Below are 16,345 nucleotides of genomic sequence, written 5' to 3'. Positions count from 1 at the left end.
GAAGCAGTGATCACCAGTCACGACGACGTCGTGGTGCCGATCGCCGAGCGCGGCACCGGATTCCAGTCCGCCCTGGTGCTCGGCATCCTTCGCTACGTCTCGTCGAAGAGCAGGTGGGCGGGGTGGGCGACATGGGACCAGCCCAGGCGCGCCTCGGGACCGTGCCCGAGGCGCACCCGCGGTGGGCGGGGCTCAGATGAGGCCGTGCTCCTCGAGGAGCTGACCGATCTCCCCGTGCTCGAGCCTGCCGCGCAGGTAGCCGCGCAGCGCGGCCGGGCCGGGGACCTCCACCTTCTTGCCGTCGCGCATGCGCGCCGAGGCCTCGAGCAGGTCGCGCACATCGTACGTGGAGCCCCAGGTCTCCGGCACGCCGCGCTCCACGTCGAGGAGTTCGTAGACGGCCTCCATGCCGGTGCGCACCGAGTACTCGGTCGTGAAGATCGTGTCGCGGCCGGTCTCCGCGAACTGCCCGAGGAACGCGAAGTTCGCCGCCCCCTCCGGCACGACCTGCGGCCGGTCACCCGCGCGGCGGGGCATGAAGAAGCTCGTCACGTAGGGCATCATGACCGGCACGCACCGGGCGCCTGACGCCGCGAGCTCGGGGATCTCCTCGACGGGCACGCCCAGGTGGTAGAGCCACTCCTGGGTGATCTCCTCGCCGGTGCACTGCGCCAGGGGCTTCTTCACGTAGTCGCCGTCGACGTCGACGAACAGACCGTAGACCCAGACGACGATCTGATCCTTCGGCTGCTTCTTGAAGTGCGGCTGGCGATTGACCGTCCAGCTCAGCAGCCAGGAGGAGTCCTCGGCGGTGACGATGCCGCCGGTGACCACGCGGCCGCTGAACGGATCGCGCTGGGCGATGCGCTCGATGTAGGCGGGGATGCGCTCATCGAGCGTCGTGACGGTGGCCGATTCCCACTTCGTCTCCTCGATCGAGGAGCAGAAGACCTCCGGGCGCCCGAACGCCGGGTCCTTCTTCGCGATGCGCTTCCACAGGTCCCAGGCCGGGGCCGGGCCCTCGTTGAGGGCTGCGGGCGTGTGGTGGTCGCCGTCATCGGAGTTGTCCACGAGCGAGCCGATCGTCATGAGCGCGAGGTCGTGCTCGCCGAGCTCGATGGTCTCCTCGGCGCCGTCGCAGCGGCAGCGGATCGCGGTGGCGCGGATCTCGCCGTTGCAGTGGGCGAAGTCCACATCGAGGACCTCGGTGCCGGAGCGGAAGACGACGCCGTGCTCGGTGAGGTAGTGCATGAGCGGCAGGACGAAGGACTCGTACTGGTTGTACTTCGTGAACTTCAGCGCCGAGAAGTCCGGCAGCCCGCCGATGTGATGGATGAAGCGGTGGAGGTAGAGCTTGAACTCGAGCGCGGAGTGCCACTCCTCGAAGGCGAACATCGTCCGCCAGTACATCCAGAACGGCGAGTCGAGGAACTCGCGGCCCATCACCTCGTCGATGCGCTTGCCCTCCATCTCGGAGCGCTCGGCGAGGAAGATCTTCAACAGGTCCTTCTGCGCCCGCTTCGGCAGGTCGAAGCGGCCCTCGTGGCCGGCGTCCTCGCCCTGGCGCACGGTGGCGCGACGCAGCGAGTAGTTGGGGTCGTCCTTGTTGAGCCAGTAGAACTCGTCGAGCACGGAGGCGTCCTCGAGCTCCAGGGAGGGGATGGAGCGCATCATGTCCCACAGGCACTCCATGTGGTTCTCCAGCTCCCGGCCGCCGCGGATGACGAAGCCCTTCTCCGGGACGTCGAGGCCGTCGAGCGCACCGCCGGCGGTCTCGCCCTTCTCGAGGATCGTGACGTTGGCGCCGGGGACCCCGGCATCGCGGATGAGGAAGACGGCCGCCGCGAGCCCGGCCAGCCCGCTGCCGACGATGTAGGCCTTCGTCTCCGGCGCGTGCTGTGCGGGGCGGGGACGCGCGAACGCCTCGTAGTTACCTGCCGTGTGCTGCATGATCCGTCCTTCCCGTCGCGTGCCGGATGCCGATCACCCGGCCTCGATATTGAGTGTACTCAGAATTGAGTCGACTACAATGGCCGCATGGAAATTCGGGATCACACGGAGCTGGCGCCCTCGGCGGCGCCGGGCAGGCGCGAGCGGGCGAAGGCGGACAAGCGCGCCCGCATCCTCGCCGCGGCGCTGGCGCTGTTCGAGGAGCGCGGGTTCGAGCGCACCTCGATGAGCGAGGTCGCGCGCCTCGCGGATGTGGCGCAGGGGACCGTCTTCCAGTACGCGGCCACGAAGGCGGAGCTGCTCATGATGGTCGCTGAGGCGCTCTGGGGCTCCCACGAGCAGGCGAACACGGCCCCGCCGCGCTCCGCGCCGGCGGCGGGGGAGACCGCGGCCCAGATCGCGGCCCTTATCTCGCCGTTCGTCGCCGCGATGCGCCGCTGGCCCGAGCCCACGACGTGGGTCGCCCGCGAGATCCTCTTCGGTGCGGATATGCCGCACCGCCAGCGGGTCCTCGGTCGCGTCGAGGGGCTCGAGGAGCAGATCGCCGCGCGCCTGCGCGACGACCGGGCCGGCGCCCCCGGCGCGGCTGCGGCAACCGGCGCCCGGCTCATCGTCACCGGGGTGCTCGCCGAGCTCAACCGATCCCGGCAGGGGCGCATCGACGGCGAGGACGTCGATGTGGTGCTCCGCCGGCTCATCGACCTCGTGGTGGCGGGGGCGGGCGCCTCCCGGTGACCCGGAAGCCGTCTGGGCCGTTCGGGCCGCCGCTGGCACCGGCCGGCACCGCCGCGATTGCCCACCGCGCGGCCGGCAGGCGCGTGCCCGCCGCGGTCGTGTAGGGCCCTACGGTCAGGTCCTCGCCCAGCAGGGCGGGGCGATGGCGCCCTCGGAGAACTCCACTGCCGGAGATGTCGTTGTCCTCGTAGACGACTGCTGGAGTCCATCCTCTAGCCCTGATGAGCGCCTCGGCGTCCTCCCTGTGGCGGTCCACACCCCGGCGACGGTTCTCGCGATCCTGAGAGATCCGCAGGTAGACGGCGGCCCGCCGAGGCTCAGCACTCATGAAGCCAATCTGCGTCAAAGGTCATTCGGCTACGGAACGTGGTGGAGTTCCGGTTCAACGTGTAGTTCCGATCTGGCTTTGAGGCCGACCTGGCTCGGTCCTCACCTGCGATGCGATACTGGGCCCGTGACCATCACCGCGAGCCTGGACCGGGACGCCATCAGGCGCGCCGCAGAACGCCATGGTGTCGCGGAACTGGCAGTGTTCGGCTCCGTCGTCGCGGGCGATTTCGGCGCCGAGAGCGATGTCGACTTCCTCGTCGACTTCCTGCCCGACCGGCTGGATCCCTTCGAGGACTTCTTTTCGCTGCGAGACGATCTGCGTGAGGTCCTTGAGCGCGATGTCGACCTCGTCGTGAAGCGCTCGATCCGCAACCCCTACTTCCGTGAGTCGGCGCTGAGCCAGGCCGAGATCCTCTATGCGGCCGACATCTAGGGCTCATCTCTGGGATGCCCGGCAGGCATGCCTCGCTGCGCTGTCTTTTGTCGAAGGTCTCGATGCCGAAGCGTTTCACGAGAGCCTTCTCATCCAGTCCGCAGTCGAACGTCAGCTGGAGATCCTGGGAGAGGCGTTGAACCGGATCCGTCGGACGGATCCGGAAATTGCAGACGAGCTCCCGGATCTCGACCGAATCATCGGCATGCGCAACATCCTCGCTCATGAGTACGGTGTAGTGGACCATGCGATCGTGTGGTCAGTGGTCGACTCTCGCCTTTTGCCTCTTGGCGAACGCCTGGCGGACCTGCTCGAACTCGATTGACACGATCCCGCTAGTCTATTGAATACTGCTACCCTTTCCACGAAGACGTTCAACGGCTTGGCTGCTCGGTGGCGCCCCGGTTCGCCGGCGAGCCAGGTGGACGGAAGGCGAGCATCGCGGAGATCCCTGCGGGCGGTCCGCGCTCATGCCGCGGGATGCTGCATTGGGCGGGCCCAGCCGGGAGATGACCACCCGATATCGCCCAGCCCAGGCTAGGCCCGGGATGAGGTATACACGCACCATGGCCACACCCAAGCACGCCGACATCGACGCTTACCTCGCCGTGCAGCCCGAACCGGCTCGGCAGACACTGCAGCAGGTGCGGGACCACGTGCACTGTCTGGTCCCCGCAGTGACCGAATACATCAGCTACGGTTGCCCGGCCTTCGCTCTGGGCGGCGTCCGGTTCGGAGGGCTCAACCGGCTGACGAGGCACAACTCGTCGCTGCCCCATAGCGGCGAGGTGCTCCCGGTGCTGGCCGAGGAAGGACTCCTCGAGGGGTTCACCTGGGCACCCGGAGCACTTCACTTCCCTCACGATCAGCCGCTGAGCGCTGACCTGCTGGTGCGCCTCATCGAGACTCGACTGGGGTGGGTGCTGTCCGAGCGATGAAATACTCCGAGCACACCATCGCTCGAGGGGACGTGAGCCTCCACGTTCTCGACTTCGGAGGGGAGGGGCCGCCTCTGCTCATGCTCCACGGTCTTGCTGGCAGCAGCAGAGAGCTGATCCCCACAGCGGAAGCGCTCCGCGAGGAGTTCCGAGTTGTGCTGATGGATCAGCGCGGACATGGAGGCAGCACGCGTGTGCCGAGTGACCTCTCCAGGCAGGCTTATGTGGATAACGCCATCGCGGTCCTCACTGCGCTCGCAGCTGGCAGCCGCTGGATGCTCGTCGGCCAGTCGATGGGGGCTCACACAGCCTTCCTGGTTGCCGCGCATCGCCCGGATCTTGTCGAGCACCTCGTCATGCTCGAGGGGCATGCCGAGGGGAGCGATGATGTGCGAGACGCTGCAGCTTTGGGGGAGTACTTCCGCTCGTGGCCTGCTTCATTCGCAGATGAGGCGCATGCGCGAAGTTTTCTGGGCGATGAAGCCATCGTCGACGCGTGGATCGCGGATCTTGAGTTGACGGAGGACGGTCTTGTCCCCCGGTTCGACGCGGACGCCATGGAACGCACGATCGCAGCAGTCCATGAACCTCGGTGGGAGGAATGGGAACGGCTCCGGGTCCCCACGTCGGTTGTCTTCGGTCGCGACGGGATGTTCTCCGATGCGCAGAAGGACGAGCTCATCCGCCGACGGCCGGCCACATCGCGGCACGATCTCGTCGGTGGCAGTCATGACGCTCACCTGGACGCCTTCGATGAATGGATTGAGGTTCTGAGAGCTCGGCTGTCCGCTGACTCGCCGCCCCTCGCGAGGCGACCATCCCCCGGCCGGCAGCGGTCCGGCGTAGAACCTACAGAAGGGAGCGCTCCATGAGCGGTCTGCCCGATCTTTCCCATCTTCAGGTGAGAGAGCTGCTCCGACTGGAAGCGGCGATCGTCACGGAGCTCAGGTCTCGAGGACTCGTTCGCACCAACAACAAGCCGCTGGGAGACATCGCGGAGCAGATCGTGCTGACCGCACGGGGCGGTGTTCTCGAACCCAACTCCACCAAGTCGCATGACGTGACCACGCCGGAAGGGCGAAGAATCCAGGTCAAGGCCATGGGTGGACGAGCAGCCAGGGGGGCTGCGAAGTTCAGCCCGTTCCGGAGCTTCGACTTCGACACTGCGCTGTTCCTCGTCTTCGCGTCAGGAACGTTCGATCTCGAGCTGGCGCGAGAAGTAGACGCCGGCGAAGTAGAGGCCGCGGCGCCGTACAGCAAGCACACCAACGGGCGGCAGCCCACCCTGCGTCAGATCGCGGGACTGGGCAGGGACGTCACGGACGAGATGCGGGCGGCATATGCAAGTCTCGACGACGCACAATCCATCCAGGTGAACTCTGGTGCGAGCGTTCTGCTTGCTGGAATTGGCGATGGTTCGACAGCGGATCAGGACCTCGCACTTCTCTACGAAACCGAGGACGTCGTCGAGCTGCTGATACCACCACGCACAGATGTGGCGCGTGCGGTCGAGTTCGACTGAGCGCGGCGCTCTGCCGATAGGCTTCGTCCCCCGACCTCAGTACCGTGGCCCCATGAGCACCCTCAAACTCTTCGACTCCTCCGCCCTCGAGCGCATCCTCTGCGTCGTGGCCCATCCTGATGACATGGAGTACGGCGCATCCGCTGCCGTCTCGAGGTGGACGCAGGACGGCATCGAGGTCACCTACCTCCTTCTCACTCACGGCGAGGCCGGCATGCCCCAGCATCCAGATGAGGTGCGCGAGGTGCGCCGCGCGGAGCAGGGCGCAGCCTGCCAGCAGGTGGGCGTCACGGACCTGCGGATCCTCGACTACCCCGACGGCGTCCTGGAGATGAGCCTGGACCTGCGGCGCGACATCGCCCGGGTCATCCGGGAGGTGCGTCCGCAGGCGGTGCTGAGCACCACCTGGGAGGCCGTCGCGCCGTGGGGTCTGAACCAAGCCGATCACCGAGTGGCCGGGCTGAGCGCCGTCGATGCCGTGGCGGCTGCCGGAAACCGTTGGATTTTCCCCGAGCTGGTGGACGACGAGGGGCTGGAGCCGTGGTCGACCAGCTGGGTGCTGGTGAGCGGAGACGCGAGCCCCACGCATGCTGTGCACCTGCGGCAGACGGATGTCGACAGCGCGGTCGCCTCCCTGGAAGAGCACGAGACGTATCTGGCGGCCCTGTCCGGCCACCCAGTGCCGGCTGACTTCATCCCGGAGATCCTCCGCGGCGGAGGCGAGGCGGCCGGGGTGGAGTTCGCGCTGCCGCTGCGAGCGTTCCCGTTGGGATGACGATCCGCTTCGTCCTCCGCCTACGGAAAGGAGGCTTGGCGGAGCGACACAGAGCGCGCAATGATCGCGCGATGGAAGAGCGCAGGTCGGACGCGGCGAAAGCACTGAGTGCAGCTCTCAGCTCCAGCCTCGTCCGCCTCGACACGGGTCTCTCCGAGTTCGAGCTGAAATCCGTCGAGGACCGCTTCGGCTTCGCCTTCGCCCCGGACCACCGCCTGATGCTGTCCCTGGCTCTTCCGCTCGACGACGACGGACGATGGCCCGACTGGCGCAGGGAGCCGGAACAGGCGCTGCGAAAGCGACTCCAGTGGCCCGTGAAGGGTCTGCTCTTCGATGTCCAGCACAACGATCTCTGGCTGGCCGCCTGGGGAGAGCGCCCCAGTGCTCTCGCGGAAGCTCTCGCCTCTGCAGCGCTGGCGCTCGAAGCCGCCCCGGTTCTGGCGCCGCTCTGCTCCCACCGCTACGTGCCGACGATGCCGCCCGAGGCAGGGAATCCGGTCCTGTCCTGCTACCAGTCGGACATCATCTGCTACGGCCGCGACCTGCTGGACTGGTTCGCGCGCGAGTTCCACGGCGACTGCTCGCCGATCACCGAGCCCTCCCGGCACGTGCCGTTCTGGAGCGAGTTCCTCGAATGAGGTGAGGAGAGTCCGAAGGGATTTCGTCGCACTCCTCTGCCTCACGCCCCCGGATGCGTCAGCACGACCCCCGCCAGCGCGATCCCTGCCACCAGCACCGTCGACCCCGCCGCGAGCACGAACGGCCGCAGCCCCACCCGCAGCAGGCTGCGCACCTTCACCCCGCATCCCAGCGCGAACATCGCCGCCGAGAGCAGCGCGGTCTGCGCGAATCCGCCGACGCTCAGCACGACGCCCGGCACCGGCACGAACGAGCGGATCAGCACCATCGCGAGGAACCCCGCGATGAACAGCGGCACGATCGGCGGCCGCTGCCCCGCGTCCGCACCAGCCGATGCCCGTCGCTGCAGGACGGCGAGCACCGCGATGACGGGGGCGAGCAGCAGCACCCGCGCGAGCTTCACGACGACCGCGACACCGAGCGCCCCGCCGCCGACGATCCCGCCCGCGGCGACGACCTGAGCGATCTCGTGGGTCGATCCGCCGATCCACAGTCCCGTCTGCTCCGGCCCGAGGCCCAGTGCCTGCGCGGCGAAGGGGATCGCGGGGATCATCAGCGTCCCGAAGATGACCACGAGCGCCACCGCCGTGACGACCTCTTCCTCCTCGGAATCCGTCACGCCCTCTGCGGCCGCGACGGCCGCTGCCCCGCAGATGGAGAACCCGCACGCGATCAGCAGCGTCTGCGCGGTGCGCATCTTCAGCAGGCTCCCCATGAGCACGGTGCCGGCGATGCCGCCGGCGACGATGCACACGATGACCGCCAGCATCGGCGTCCCGAGCGCGAGGATGTCGCCGAGCACGAGCTGCAGGCCCAGCAGCACGATGCCGAGCCGCAGCAGCTTCTTCGCCGAGAACGCGATGCCGGGGGCGGTCTGCGACGGCAGACGCACGAGGTTGGTCAGCGCGATGCCGAGCACGATCGCGACCACGAGCGCGCTGAGTCCGGGCACGAGCGCGTGCACTCCCATTGCGATCGCCGCTGCGGCCGCGCAGAGCGCGAGGCCAGGGGCCAGCGCGCGAAGACGAGGCCCTGCAGGCCCGAATGCGTGCGGAGCTGCAGGGGAGGAAGCGGGGGTCGCAGGGGCAGAGGGCATCGGATGATCATACCGTCGACGGCACCGCGGCAGGCGCTGTTGCCGCGTCCTGCTCGCCACGGCGACCTGCGCGATCCCGCACCCTGCTCACTCCAGCGCAGCGACCTCCGGCCTGAACGCCCTCCGCCCGTGCCGCAGCCCCATCCACGCCAGGCACGCCCCGGTGAACGGCACCCCGAACCACAGCGCAGCGCGCTGCGCGGGATCGAGCGCCACCCCGATCAGCGAGGCGATGAGCAGCACGAGCGCGAGGATCGGCAGCAGTGGGAACAGGGGAGCGCGATAGGCGAGGTCGCGCGGGTCGCGCCCCTCGGCGGCGAAGCGTCGGCGCAGGGCGATGTGCGAGGCGAGGATCGCGATCCACACGGCGACCACCGCGAACCCGGCGATCGAGACGAGGATCAGGAACAGGCTCGCGGGTGCGATCACGCTGGAGAGCAGCGAGGCGAGCCCGCCCAGCATCGACAGCGACAGGGCGATCAGCGGGATGCCGCGCCGAGTGGTGCGCGCGAGCACGGCGGGCGCCTGGCCCTCGACGGCCAAGGAGTGGAGCATGCGGGCGCAGGAGAACAGCCCGGAGTTCCCGGCCGAGAGCAGCGCGGTGATGATGACGATGTTCATGAGGTCGGCGCCGGCGGGCATCCCGGCAGCGTCGAACACGGTGACGAAAGGGCTCTCGTCGGCGCTCGCGGTCTCGTAGGGGACGATCGCGGCGATCACGGCGATCGCGCCGACGAAGAAGACCGTCAGGCGGATCACCGCGGTGCGGATCGCCTTCGGGATCGCCCGCTGCGGATCGCGGGCCTCGCCTGCAGCGACGCCGATCAGCTCGGTGCCGGAGAAGGCGTAGAACACGGCGAGGATCGTCACGAGCACCCCTCCGATTCCCGTCGGGAAGAGGCCCTGATCGGTGGCGAAGCCGGACAGTCCGATCCCGTCGGCCCGCCCGCTCGCCAGCGGGTTGATGCCGAGGATCGTCGCGGCGCCCGCGACGATCAGGGCGAGCACGGCGATGACCTTGATCAGGGAGAACCAGAACTCGGTCTCGCCGAACACGCGCGAGGAGATCGCGTTCATCGCGAACAGCGCCGCCGCGAACACCAGGCACCACACCCACACCGGGACGCTCGGGAACCAGCGCTGCATGAGCATCCCGGCGGCCGTGAACTCGCTGCCCAGCGCCACCGCCCAGCACAGCCAGTACAGCCACGCGGTCGCGAATCCCCAGGCGGGGCCGAGCTCGCGGGTCGCGTAGATGTGGAAGCCGCCCGAGACGGGGTAGACGACGGCCAGCTCGCCGAGGCAGCTCATCACCATGTACGCCACAAGTGCGCCGATGCCGTAGGCGATGACCGCGCCGAGCGGACCGGCCTGCGAGATCGTGTAGCCGGAGGAGACGAACAGTCCCGACCCGATGACGCCGCCGAGGGCGATCATCACCAGGTGGCGCACCTCGAGCGTGCGGCGCAGGGTGTGCTGCGCGGGCAGGTCCTCCGCGGGAGCGTCGGGGACGGTGGGGCTGAGGGCATGCGACATGGTAAGTCCTGTGGAGGAGGGAGGGCGGCCGACGGGGGAGCGGCCTCGAGAAGGCGGCCGGGGCATTCGCCCCCGGCCGCGCCCCACGGTACGTGCCCTGGTCACGCGGGGGTTCGCCGGTGTCACAGAGCGTCATGCGCGCGGGCGCGCGGCACCCGCCCACGGTGCCGGCGCATAGGGTCGAGCGATGGCCTCACTCTCCTCCGGCAGTGCTCCCGCTCCGACCGCCCCCGCCTCAGGTCGCTCCGCACTGCGCGGGCCGCTCGTGCTCGACGGCGGGCTCGGCACGCACCTCGCCGCCCTCGGGGCCGACGTGACCGGCGCGCTGTGGTCCGCGCAGATCCTGCGCGAGGACCCGGCCCTGATCCGCCGCGCGCACGAGGACTTCCTGGCCGCAGGCGCGGAGATGATCACGAGCGCCGCGTATCAGGTGGCGGCCGACTGGCTCGCGGCAGCGGGAGCGGATCCCGCCGAGGAGGGGCCGCTGCTGCGCGCCAGCGTCAGGGTGGCCAGGGAGGCCATCGAGAGCGACCAGGCTCGTCGCGAGCAGAGCGGGCTGGGTCGGCGCGAGGTGCTGCTCGCCGCGTCCGTCGGCCCCTTCGGCGCGGGCCCGGGGCCGGGCACCGAGTATGACGGCGAGTACGGCCTCACGGCGGAAGAGCTGCGCGACTGGCACCGCCCCCGCGTCAGGGCGCTCGCGACTGCCGGGGCAGATCTGCTCCTCGCGGAGACCATCCCGAGCATCCGGGAGATCGAGGCGCTCGCCGCGGAGCTCCCGGCGACGGGCATGCCGTGGGCGTTCAGCATGAGCATCCGCGATGGGCGACTGGCCGACGGGACCGACCTGCGCGAGGCTGCCGAGCAGATCGTGCAGGCCGGCGGCTGCGTGGCCCTCGGTGTGAACTGCTGCGCTCCGCTGGACGCCGTCCGGGCCGTCGGGCTCCTGCACGAGGCGCTCGGCGGCGATCCCGGTGCCCGCGGCATCGCCCTGATGGCCTACCCGAACAGCGGCGAGTCCTGGGATCACGTCGCCCGCGAGTGGGTGCCGGGGGAGTCCGCTGCGGTGGAGGGTGGCCCGTCGGCCCCCGCGGAGATCGCCCGAGCTCTGCGCGATGCGGGAGCGAGCTGGATCGGCGGCTGCTGCCAGGTCGAGCCCGAGCAGATCCGGGAGATGGCGGAGGCGCTGCAGTCGCCGGCTTCGACGGACGGCGCGAGGTGCGAGAGTGCGCCGGACGATGCCGCCCCTGCGGGTGCGGTGCGACTGCACGGCCGCCTCATCTGCGCGACCGACGAGGAGGCTGAGATCGTGCGCCGCCATCTTCCGGAGCACATCGCGCTGACCCGTGCGGAGCCCGGCTGCCTCCGCTTCGACGTGCACCCGACGGACGACCCGCTCGTCTGGGCCGTCGCCGAGCTGTTCACGGACCACGCGGCATTCGATGCCCATCAGGCACGCGTCCGCGCGAGCAATTGGGGTGCGGCGACGGCCGGAATTGCGAGGGAGTACGAGATCGAGACGATTTCCGGGGACAGAGCCTGAGGACTGCTCCGGATGTCGCCGAGCGGTCCGCGTCAGTCGAACCGCACGAACGCCCGCAGCGGGTGCTCGAACTGCCCGATCTCGGTGAACCCGAGGGATTCGTAGAACGCGGCCTGTCGCGGCTCGTCGTCGGTGAGGAGCACCTTCTGGCGCACGTCGGCGAACGGGGCGAACACTCGCGTGAGCAGCTCGCGCCCGACGCCGCCGCACTGGTGGTCGGGCGCCACGAGCACATCCTGGAGGTAGACGATGCTGAGCCCGTCCCCGACGTCGCGTGCGAGGCCCACCAGGCGCTCGCCGTCCCACGCCGTCACCACCCGCAGCGATGCGGCGACGGTTGCTTGCAGTCGCGCGGGATCCTCGGTGTACGCGCTCCAGTCCACAGCACCGTAGAGCCCCGCCAGGGATTCCGCGCTCACGGAGGAGTCGGTGCGGTAGTCGATCGTCATGGGCCGAGTGTGCCACGCGGGATTCTCCAGGCCCCTCCCGCTGGCACGCGGTTCCTATGCCGACGCGAGAGGATGGCCTCATGGAGAAGGTCATCCTCTACTACGCGTTCACGCCGCTGCCCGACCCCGCCGCGATCCGGCTGTGGCAGCGCACCCTCGCCGCGTCCCTCGGTCTGAGGGGCCGAATCCTGCTGTCGGAGCACGGCATCAACGGCACCCTCGGCGGCGAAATGACGGCGCTGAAGCGGTACATCCGCGAAACCCGCGAGTACCCGGGCTTCAAGGGCATGGAGTTCAAGTGGTCGGCCGGCTCTGCGGCGGACTACCCGAAGCTCTCGGTGAAGGTCCGCCCCGAGATCGTCACCTTCGGCGTCCCGGACGAGGTCATGGTGGACGAGAACGGGATCGTCGGCGGGGGAGTGCACCTCAGCCCCCAGGAGGTCCACGAGCTGGTGGAGGAGAAGCCGGAGGCGGTCTTCTTCGACGGGCGCAACGCCTACGAGTCCGAGGTGGGGCGCTTCAAGGGCGCGATCCGCCCCGAGGTCAGCCGCACCGAGGAGTTCGTGGCCGAGCTCGATTCCGGCCGCTACGACCACCTCAAGCAGACCCCGGTCATCACCTACTGCACCGGCGGGATCCGCTGCGAAGTGCTCTCGAGCCTGATGGTCAGCCGCGGGTTCGAAGAGGTCTACCAGCTCGACGGCGGCATCGCGAAGTACGGGGAGGCCTACGGCGACAAGGGCCTGTGGGAGGGCTCGCTCTACGTCTTCGACCAGCGCGGCACCATCGCAATCGGGGAGGATCCCGCGCGCCTGGCCGTCTGCCGCGACTGCGGAGAGCCGACGTCAGAGGTGGGGGACTGCAGCGACCCCTCGTGCCTGCGGCAGTTCCCCCTGCATCGAGGGTGCACCGCGGGCTGCGAGGAGCACGCCGCCGCGGGGTGAGGCCGCGGGGTGAGCCTGGGGCGGCGGTGCAGCGCTCTGGCCTGATGGGCCGACGGACGGACGGGTTGCGGCGGAGCTGTCGCAACCTGTTCTGCGAATATTACCGAATAGAATAGAAGTCTCCGACCAGGGCGAATAGTAATACCTTCTGAGTAACTCGCCAGTGCCGCACGAGTAACTCCCGCGAAGCTCCCCCGGAAGGGGTATGGTGAGCATAGAATCCGATCACCAATCCGATTCGCCCCTTTCCTGGAGATCCTCATGTCTGAGCAGACGCCCACACCCCTCGTCCGCCGACGCGCTCTCGCCGCCGGCGCCGCCTGGGCCGCGCCCACCGCCGTCGCCGCCGCCTTCAGTCCCGCCATGGCGCTGAGCTGCACCACCCAGAGCTATCGGCTCGACACGGCTGGTGGCACCTGGAGCCATACCTATTCCGGATACACCAGCGCGACGGCGAGCGGAACGGCCGTCCGCACGAGCGGCACCCGCATCCCGGCCTCGATTCCTGTCGCTCTGTCCACACGCATCGTCGGCTCCGGCACCAAGCTGGATACGACGGGGAGGGGGAGCGGGTCATTCGCCGTGACGCACTTCGGCAAGTACGCCGGCACCTACAGCGGCCTGAACAACCCGATCCCGATCGTCAACTCCATCACCTGCAATAACGCCGCGACGAGCTGCGGAGGCTACGACCGCAGGCAGATCACGACGATCGACTTCGGGCGACCGGTGGCCGGTCTCGTGGTCAACGTCGGCGACATCGATTCCTGGGGCGCCTCGGGCAGCTCGGTGGATGCCTACGCCGACCAGGTCGCGATCCGCGGCTTCAACGGCACCACCCAGGTCTCCGACGGCGGCACGCGGACCGATTCGAAATCGCAGGTGCTCGGCGTCGGTTCGACGACGAACCCTCTCCGCAACAGCACGAACAACCAGACGAGTCTGGGACAGGGCGGCTACACCTGGAACGACACGGCAGGCACTGCGGGCGTGAAGCTCTCCCGGGACGTCACCAAGATCGAGGTCGACTACTGGAGCGGCACGAAGGGCGGCTACCAGGTCGTCCTGCTGACGATGAGCTTCAACGCCTGCGCGGCGTGAGCCCTGCGCGGCCGCGCCGCTGCTGCCGGGAGAGATCACAGCGCGGGCTCGCCGCGCCCCTCAGTGAACCGGTCATACTCGACGGGTGAAGCTCCGCTCCCGGCGGAGCCCCTCCTCCCCGTCCCTCCTCCGATCGGCTCCGCGCATGACCACCGGCACCCGCCTCGTCCCGATGCTCCCTCGTGATCCCCATGAGAGCGGAAGGGCTGCCTCCCCGCTCTAGCTGTTCTTCGACCTCGTCTTCGTGATCGCGATCAGCACGGCTGGATCGAACCTCCACCTCGCGCTCGCCGAGGGGCACGTCGGCCACGGCGTGCTCACGTACGTCGTGGTCTTCTTCGGGATCTGGTGGGCGTGGATGAACTTCTCCTGGTTCGCCACCTCGTTCGACACCGACGACTGGCTCTACCGCATCCTCACCTTCGTGCAGATGGGCGGCGTCCTCGTGCTCGCCTCGGGGATCGAGCCGATGTTCACCGGCGGAGATGCGACTGTCCTCATCCTGGCCTACGTGGTGATGCGCCTGGGGCTCGTCGCGCAGTGGCTGCGCGCATCCCGCTGCGGCGGCGAGGCCGGTCGGGCGGCCCGGATCTACGCGATCGGGATCGTCATCGTCCAGGCGCTCTGGCTGCTCATGCTCCTGCTTCCCGCGTCCCTCCAGCTGCCGGCGATCGCCCTGCTCATCCTGGCGGAGCTGTCGGTCCCGACCCTCGCCGAGACCTTCGGCGGGCGCACGCCCTGGCACGCCCACCACATCACCGAGCGCTACAGCCTGTTCACGCTCATCGTCCTCGGCGAGAGCCTCTTGGCCAGCGCGAACGCCATCATCGGCGCGCTGCACGAGGCGGAGGACCGCACGCCGCTGATCCTTTTGGCCGTCCTCGCGATGAGCGCGACCGCGGCGCTGTGGTGGCTGGACTTCTGGCCACCCCACCACCGGGCGATCGGCAGCCTGCGCAGCTCCCTGCTCTACGGATACGGGCACTTCTTCGTCCTGGGCGCCGCTGCGGCGTTCTCCGCCGGCATCGAGCTGGAGATCAGCGTGCTCGCCGGGGAGAGCGAGGTCCTCCAGCCCTGGGCCTCGTTCGCCTACACCGTTCCGCTCGCCGTGTTCATCCTGGGCGTCTGGATCCTCGCCGTGCGGCGCAGCGCCGACCGGATCGTGAACATCGCCGTCCCGCTCGCAGGGATCCTGGTGCTGATCGACCCGCTGATCCCCGTGCCCTTCGCGCTCACCGCGGTCATCCTCACGGCGATGGTGGCCGTGCTCACCTGGCGCAGCCCGCTGCCGGAGGGCAGGATCGCCGCATGAGCATCCGAATGGAGAACACCGCCATCGCCGTGCGCGACCTCGACGAGACGATCGCCTTCTTCGAGGCGCTCGGCCTCGAGGTCGCCGGCCGCGACGAGGTCAGCGGGCAGTGGGCGGAGACCGCCGTCGGCCTCGACGGCAACCACGCAAAGATCGCCCTGCTGCAGACCCCGGGAGGGCAGGGGAGCGTGGAGCTGTTCGAATACATCCATCCCCGCGCCATCGAGACCGCGCCGACGCAGCCCCATGAGATCGGCATGCACAGCCTGGCGTTCTCCGTGCCGGATCTCGACGCGGCGCTCGCAGCCGTGGAGCCCCTCGGCGGGCACCCGCTGCGAGGCGTCGCCGACTACGAGGGCGTGTACCGCCTGACCTACCTGCGCGGTCCGAGCGGGATCCTCGTCATGCTCGCCCAGGATCTCCGTCGGAATCCCTGACGGTCTGCTCCTCGCGCAGGCGCGGCTCGACCCGATGGCCGGGGTGGAAGCCCGACTTGTCGGCGTAGAACGCGCGGATGCGGTCCATGTCCGCCGGGACATCGCCGGTGAGCTCGATCGTCTCGCCGAGGCCGACGGTCATCGTGGTCCGGTCGACGTAGCCGAGCACCACCGGCATGCCGGTCTCGCGGGCGATCCGATAGAAGCCCGACTTCCAATGCGTGTTGCCCTTGCGGGTGCCGTCCGGGGTGACCACCAGGCCGAACGTCTCACCGGCGCGCATCCGGGCGACGACCTCGTCGACGAGGCCCGCCGGGTTCTTCCGATCCACCGGGATCCCGCCGAGCGCGCGCATGATCGGGCCGCGCCAGGAGCGGAACAGGCTGTCCTTGCCGAGCCAGTGGATCCGCATGCCCAGCTTCCACGCGATCCCGAGCATGAACACGAAGTCCCAGTTCGAGGTGTGCGGCGCGCCCACGAGGACGGAGGGCCGGGAGGGAGCGGGCTGCGTCGCCAGCGTCCAGGGGCTCACGGCCCAGAAGGCGCGCGCGAGGAGTCGTCGGATCATAGGCTCAACCTAGAGCACGACGCAGCGGCCGAGCGCCAGG

At 69.1% G+C, this 16,345-nt stretch carries 18 protein-coding genes; 13 read left to right on the top strand and 5 right to left on the bottom strand.

Annotated elements, in window-relative coordinates:
- Positions 1–192 precede the first annotated feature (192 nt).
- Positions 193–1,950: an oleate hydratase gene (locus Bequi_RS04805; RefSeq protein ID WP_249736832.1), complete on the bottom strand. Its 1,758-nt coding sequence runs from the start codon at positions 1,948–1,950 to the stop codon at positions 193–195.
- A gap of 87 nt (positions 1,951–2,037) precedes the next feature.
- Here Bequi_RS04805 and Bequi_RS04800 point away from each other — a divergent pair, with 87 nt between their 5' ends.
- The 8 genes from Bequi_RS04800 to Bequi_RS04765 all read left to right on the top strand — a co-directional run bounded on the left by Bequi_RS04800 (position 2,038) and on the right by Bequi_RS04765 (position 7,321).
- Entirely contained in the window at positions 2,038–2,685 is a 648-nt protein-coding gene (locus Bequi_RS04800; protein WP_249736831.1) for a TetR/AcrR family transcriptional regulator, read from the top strand.
- A 454-nt stretch (positions 2,686–3,139) separates the two neighbouring features.
- A complete protein-coding gene (locus tag Bequi_RS14360; RefSeq protein ID WP_249736830.1) occupies positions 3,140–3,448 on the top strand; it encodes a nucleotidyltransferase family protein in 309 nt (102 codons plus the stop codon).
- The gene (locus tag Bequi_RS04790) at positions 3,432–3,773 is read left to right on the top strand and encodes a HepT-like ribonuclease domain-containing protein (RefSeq protein ID WP_249736829.1); all 342 of its coding nucleotides are present in this window, start codon (positions 3,432–3,434) and stop codon (positions 3,771–3,773) included. The genes Bequi_RS14360 and Bequi_RS04790 overlap by 17 nt, the downstream gene beginning before the upstream one ends.
- A 241-nt stretch (positions 3,774–4,014) precedes the next feature.
- Positions 4,015–4,386, top strand: coding sequence for an iron chaperone (locus Bequi_RS04785; RefSeq protein WP_249736828.1), 372 nt, complete (start codon positions 4,015–4,017; stop codon positions 4,384–4,386).
- Entirely contained in the window at positions 4,383–5,258 is an 876-nt protein-coding gene (locus Bequi_RS04780; RefSeq protein WP_249736827.1) for an alpha/beta fold hydrolase, read from the top strand. Before Bequi_RS04785 ends, Bequi_RS04780 begins: the two co-directional genes overlap by 4 nt.
- Positions 5,255–5,908 carry a DUF6998 domain-containing protein gene (locus Bequi_RS04775; protein ID WP_249736826.1) on the top strand — a complete coding sequence of 218 codons (654 nt, stop codon included), beginning with the start codon at positions 5,255–5,257 and terminating at the stop codon, positions 5,906–5,908. Before Bequi_RS04780 ends, Bequi_RS04775 begins: the two co-directional genes overlap by 4 nt.
- A gap of 52 nt (positions 5,909–5,960) precedes the next feature.
- Positions 5,961–6,683, top strand: a complete 723-nt coding sequence (locus Bequi_RS04770) for a PIG-L deacetylase family protein (protein ID WP_249736825.1) — start codon at positions 5,961–5,963, stop codon at positions 6,681–6,683.
- A 71-nt stretch (positions 6,684–6,754) separates the two neighbouring features.
- Entirely contained in the window at positions 6,755–7,321 is a 567-nt protein-coding gene (locus Bequi_RS04765; RefSeq protein ID WP_249736824.1) for a hypothetical protein, read from the top strand.
- Between the two features lie 41 nt (positions 7,322–7,362).
- Here Bequi_RS04765 and Bequi_RS04760 read toward each other — a convergent pair whose 3' ends face one another.
- Positions 7,363–8,418, bottom strand: coding sequence for a YeiH family protein (locus Bequi_RS04760; protein WP_249736823.1), 1,056 nt, complete (start codon positions 8,416–8,418; stop codon positions 7,363–7,365).
- 87 nt (positions 8,419–8,505) lie between these two features.
- The gene (locus tag Bequi_RS04755; RefSeq protein ID WP_249736822.1) at positions 8,506–9,954 is read right to left on the bottom strand and encodes an amino acid permease; all 1,449 of its coding nucleotides are present in this window, start codon (positions 9,952–9,954) and stop codon (positions 8,506–8,508) included.
- Between the two features lie 187 nt (positions 9,955–10,141).
- Between Bequi_RS04755 and mmuM the strand changes: the two genes are divergently transcribed.
- Complete coding sequence (mmuM, locus tag Bequi_RS04750) at positions 10,142–11,494, top strand: homocysteine S-methyltransferase (RefSeq protein WP_347271970.1); 1,353 nt, start codon at positions 10,142–10,144, stop codon at positions 11,492–11,494.
- 32 nt (positions 11,495–11,526) lie between these two features.
- Here mmuM and Bequi_RS04740 read toward each other — a convergent pair whose 3' ends face one another.
- Complete coding sequence (locus Bequi_RS04740; protein ID WP_249736821.1) at positions 11,527–11,943, bottom strand: GNAT family N-acetyltransferase; 417 nt, start codon at positions 11,941–11,943, stop codon at positions 11,527–11,529.
- Between the two features lie 80 nt (positions 11,944–12,023).
- Between Bequi_RS04740 and trhO the strand changes: the two genes are divergently transcribed.
- From trhO to Bequi_RS04720, 4 genes are all read left to right on the top strand, one after another.
- Positions 12,024–12,887 (top strand): oxygen-dependent tRNA uridine(34) hydroxylase TrhO, encoded by an 864-nt coding sequence (trhO, locus tag Bequi_RS04735; protein WP_249736820.1) that lies wholly within the window; start codon positions 12,024–12,026, stop codon positions 12,885–12,887.
- 261 nt (positions 12,888–13,148) lie between these two features.
- On the top strand, positions 13,149–13,988 hold the full coding sequence (locus Bequi_RS04730; RefSeq protein ID WP_249736819.1) for a hypothetical protein: 840 nt from the start codon (positions 13,149–13,151) through the stop codon (positions 13,986–13,988).
- A 223-nt stretch (positions 13,989–14,211) separates the two neighbouring features.
- The gene (locus Bequi_RS04725) at positions 14,212–15,300 is read left to right on the top strand and encodes a low temperature requirement protein A (protein WP_283774744.1); all 1,089 of its coding nucleotides are present in this window, start codon (positions 14,212–14,214) and stop codon (positions 15,298–15,300) included.
- A complete protein-coding gene (locus tag Bequi_RS04720; protein ID WP_249736817.1) occupies positions 15,297–15,737 on the top strand; it encodes a VOC family protein in 441 nt (146 codons plus the stop codon). Before Bequi_RS04725 ends, Bequi_RS04720 begins: the two co-directional genes overlap by 4 nt.
- Here Bequi_RS04720 and Bequi_RS04715 read toward each other — a convergent pair.
- Positions 15,703–16,305 (bottom strand): 1-acyl-sn-glycerol-3-phosphate acyltransferase, encoded by a 603-nt coding sequence (locus Bequi_RS04715; RefSeq protein WP_249736816.1) that lies wholly within the window; start codon positions 16,303–16,305, stop codon positions 15,703–15,705. The two genes, Bequi_RS04720 and Bequi_RS04715, sit on opposite strands and share 35 nt — an antisense overlap.
- Positions 16,306–16,345 lie beyond the last annotated feature (40 nt).

The sequence above is a fragment of the Brachybacterium equifaecis genome, from assembly GCF_023509525.1.
Lineage (GTDB): Bacteria > Actinomycetota > Actinomycetes > Actinomycetales > Dermabacteraceae > Brachybacterium > Brachybacterium equifaecis.
The sequence above is the reverse complement of the archived record's forward strand: the minus strand, read 5'-3'. Positions and strand labels throughout refer to the sequence as shown.

Coding starts and splice junctions, on each gene's coding strand:
- Bequi_RS04755 (WP_249736822.1), bottom strand. CDS start 9,954: ATGTCGCATGCCCTCAGCCCCACCGTCCCCGACGCTCCCGCGGAGGAC.
- Bequi_RS04760 (WP_249736823.1), bottom strand. CDS start 8,418: ATGCCCTCTGCCCCTGCGACCCCCGCTTCCTCCCCTGCAGCTCCGCAC.
- Bequi_RS04730 (WP_249736819.1), top strand. CDS start 13,149: ATGTCTGAGCAGACGCCCACACCCCTCGTCCGCCGACGCGCTCTCGCC.
- Bequi_RS04715 (WP_249736816.1), bottom strand. CDS start 16,305: ATGATCCGACGACTCCTCGCGCGCGCCTTCTGGGCCGTGAGCCCCTGG.
- Bequi_RS04740 (WP_249736821.1), bottom strand. CDS start 11,943: ATGACGATCGACTACCGCACCGACTCCTCCGTGAGCGCGGAATCCCTG.
- Bequi_RS04765 (WP_249736824.1), top strand. CDS start 6,755: ATGGAAGAGCGCAGGTCGGACGCGGCGAAAGCACTGAGTGCAGCTCTC.
- Bequi_RS04790 (WP_249736829.1), top strand. CDS start 3,432: ATGCGGCCGACATCTAGGGCTCATCTCTGGGATGCCCGGCAGGCATGC.
- Bequi_RS04800 (WP_249736831.1), top strand. CDS start 2,038: ATGGAAATTCGGGATCACACGGAGCTGGCGCCCTCGGCGGCGCCGGGC.
- Bequi_RS04770 (WP_249736825.1), top strand. CDS start 5,961: ATGAGCACCCTCAAACTCTTCGACTCCTCCGCCCTCGAGCGCATCCTC.
- Bequi_RS04785 (WP_249736828.1), top strand. CDS start 4,015: ATGGCCACACCCAAGCACGCCGACATCGACGCTTACCTCGCCGTGCAG.
- Bequi_RS04780 (WP_249736827.1), top strand. CDS start 4,383: ATGAAATACTCCGAGCACACCATCGCTCGAGGGGACGTGAGCCTCCAC.
- Bequi_RS04775 (WP_249736826.1), top strand. CDS start 5,255: ATGAGCGGTCTGCCCGATCTTTCCCATCTTCAGGTGAGAGAGCTGCTC.
- Bequi_RS04720 (WP_249736817.1), top strand. CDS start 15,297: ATGAGCATCCGAATGGAGAACACCGCCATCGCCGTGCGCGACCTCGAC.
- Bequi_RS04805 (WP_249736832.1), bottom strand. CDS start 1,950: ATGCAGCACACGGCAGGTAACTACGAGGCGTTCGCGCGTCCCCGCCCC.
- mmuM (WP_347271970.1), top strand. CDS start 10,142: ATGGCCTCACTCTCCTCCGGCAGTGCTCCCGCTCCGACCGCCCCCGCC.
- trhO (WP_249736820.1), top strand. CDS start 12,024: ATGGAGAAGGTCATCCTCTACTACGCGTTCACGCCGCTGCCCGACCCC.